At 39.9% G+C, this 1,897-nt stretch carries 1 protein-coding gene, 8 tRNA genes and 2 rRNA genes; all 11 read right to left on the reverse strand.

Annotated features, from left to right (window positions below; genetic code table 11):
- Window positions 1–64: ribosomal RNA gene (locus IDG60_RS12785) — 16S ribosomal RNA — on the reverse strand; the annotation flags it as partial.
- 121 nt (window positions 65–185) lie between these two features.
- Window positions 186–261 (reverse strand) — tRNA-Ala (locus tag IDG60_RS12790).
- 23 nt (window positions 262–284) lie between these two features.
- Window positions 285–358: transfer RNA gene (locus tag IDG60_RS12795), tRNA-Pro, on the reverse strand.
- 20 nt (window positions 359–378) lie between these two features.
- Window positions 379–455: transfer RNA gene (locus IDG60_RS12800), tRNA-Arg, on the reverse strand.
- A gap of 5 nt (window positions 456–460) precedes the next feature.
- Window positions 461–549 (reverse strand) — tRNA-Leu (locus tag IDG60_RS12805).
- 7 nt (window positions 550–556) lie between these two features.
- Window positions 557–631: transfer RNA gene (locus IDG60_RS12810), tRNA-Gly, on the reverse strand.
- Window positions 632–664: 33 nt separating this feature from the next.
- Window positions 665–737 (reverse strand) — tRNA-Lys (locus IDG60_RS12815).
- Window positions 738–743: 6 nt separating this feature from the next.
- A tRNA-Thr gene (locus IDG60_RS12820) sits at window positions 744–819 on the reverse strand.
- Window positions 820–835: 16 nt separating this feature from the next.
- A tRNA-Val gene (locus IDG60_RS12825) sits at window positions 836–911 on the reverse strand.
- Between the two features lie 12 nt (window positions 912–923).
- A 5S ribosomal RNA gene (gene rrf, locus IDG60_RS12830) occupies window positions 924–1,038 on the reverse strand.
- A 557-nt stretch (window positions 1,039–1,595) separates the two neighbouring features.
- Window positions 1,596–1,897, reverse strand: a 302-nt coding sequence (locus IDG60_RS12835; RefSeq protein WP_346767027.1) for an amino acid--tRNA ligase-related protein, incomplete at its 5' end; no start/stop codon positions are given.

Below are 1,897 nucleotides of genomic sequence, written 5' to 3' on the forward strand. Positions count from 1 at the left end.
CGACTTGCATGTATTAGGCACGCCGCCAGCGTTCATCCTGAGCCAGGATCAAACTCTCCATAAAAATTATGATGTTTGATTAGCTCATAAATACTAAATAATGTTTGTAACTTATAGTTACGTTTTTTGGAATTAACGTTGACATATTGTCATTCAGTTTTCAATGTTCATCGTGTAAAAATAAATGGTGGAGACTAGCGGGATCGAACCGCTGACCTCCTGCGTGCAAAGCAGGCGCTCTCCCAGCTGAGCTAAGCCCCCATAAAATGAAATTTAAGAAGTAATCGGGAAGACAGGATTCGAACCTGCGACCCCTTGGTCCCAAACCAAGTGCTCTACCAAGCTGAGCTACTTCCCGTTATTCAATTAATTTAAAAATGGCGCGCCCGATAGGAGTCGAACCCATAACCTCTTGATCCGTAGTCAAACGCTCTATCCAATTGAGCTACGGGCGCTAAAATGGTGCCGAGGACCGGAATCGAACCGGTACGGTGATCTCTCACCGCAGGATTTTAAGTCCTGTGCGTCTGCCAGTTCCGCCACCCCGGCAAAATAATGGAGCAGAAGACGGGATTCGAACCCGCGACCCCAACCTTGGCAAGGTTGTATTCTACCGCTGAACTACTTCTGCATTATTTTGCTAAATATAAAAATTAAATCGTAATGAGCCATAGAGGATTCGAACCTCTGACCCTCTGATTAAAAGTCAGATGCTCTACCAGCTGAGCTAATGGCTCAAAAGATGGTGCCGGCCAGAGGACTTGAACCCCCAACCTACTGATTACAAGTCAGTTGCTCTACCAATTGAGCTAGGCCGGCTATATCTAAGAATAAATGGTGGAGAATGACGGGTTCGAACCGCCGACCCTCTGCTTGTAAGGCAGATGCTCTCCCAGCTGAGCTAATTCTCCGATTTGTCATTTGCCTGGCAACGTTCTACTCTAGCGGAACGTAAGTTCGACTACCATCGACGCTAAGGAGCTTAACTTCTGTGTTCGGCATGGGAACAGGTGTGACCTCCTTGCTATAGCCACCAGACAAAATAACTTACTTATTTATGATACACGCTTAATTAATAAGGTGCAATAGTTAATTTTACACTTTGTTGTGAACTTTGTCACATCAGCTTTTAGTGTGTTTCGTCTGTTTTTGACGACTTTTATATATTACTTCATTCAATTGATAAAGTCAACACTTTTAATCAACTTTTTTATTCTTCAAAACTGACATTTCTCGTGCTCTCTAATTCATAACACTTTTAGTATTCTATCATACACATATGTACAAAACCATACACATTCTATACAATTTTAAAGTACTTTTATAGCTGATTAAGATAAATTATACTAATATAGCAATTTTTGTTATAAGATATCTCAATGTCTATCGTTAACATTTCTCATCCGAACTACTCTATATACGTATCGTCATTTTCATCTATCAGCCAACTACCTTGTTTAACAGTCAAAAATAGTACCACTATCGTTAACTATTACTATCAAAAACATTCAAACACGAACTAATTACCATAATTAAGAAAACCCTCGCATACACATGTTGTATACACGAGAGCTCTTACTAACAATCAACGTCATTTATTTTTGTCTCATATAAGGGAATAATAACACGTCTCTGATTGATGGAGAATCAGTTAATAACATAACCAATCTGTCAATACCGATACCAAGACCACCTGTCGGAGGCATACCATATTCTAACGCTTCAATGTAATCTTCATCCATTTCATGCGCTTCATCATTACCTTGCGCCTTTTCAACAAGTTGCGCTTCAAAACGACCTTTTTGATCAATAGGATCATTTAATTCAGTAAATGCATTTGCATGCTCTCTACCTACAATGAACAATTCGAAACGATCAGTAAATCTAGGATCTTCAG

This window comes from Staphylococcus sp. EG-SA-2, from assembly GCF_017152085.1.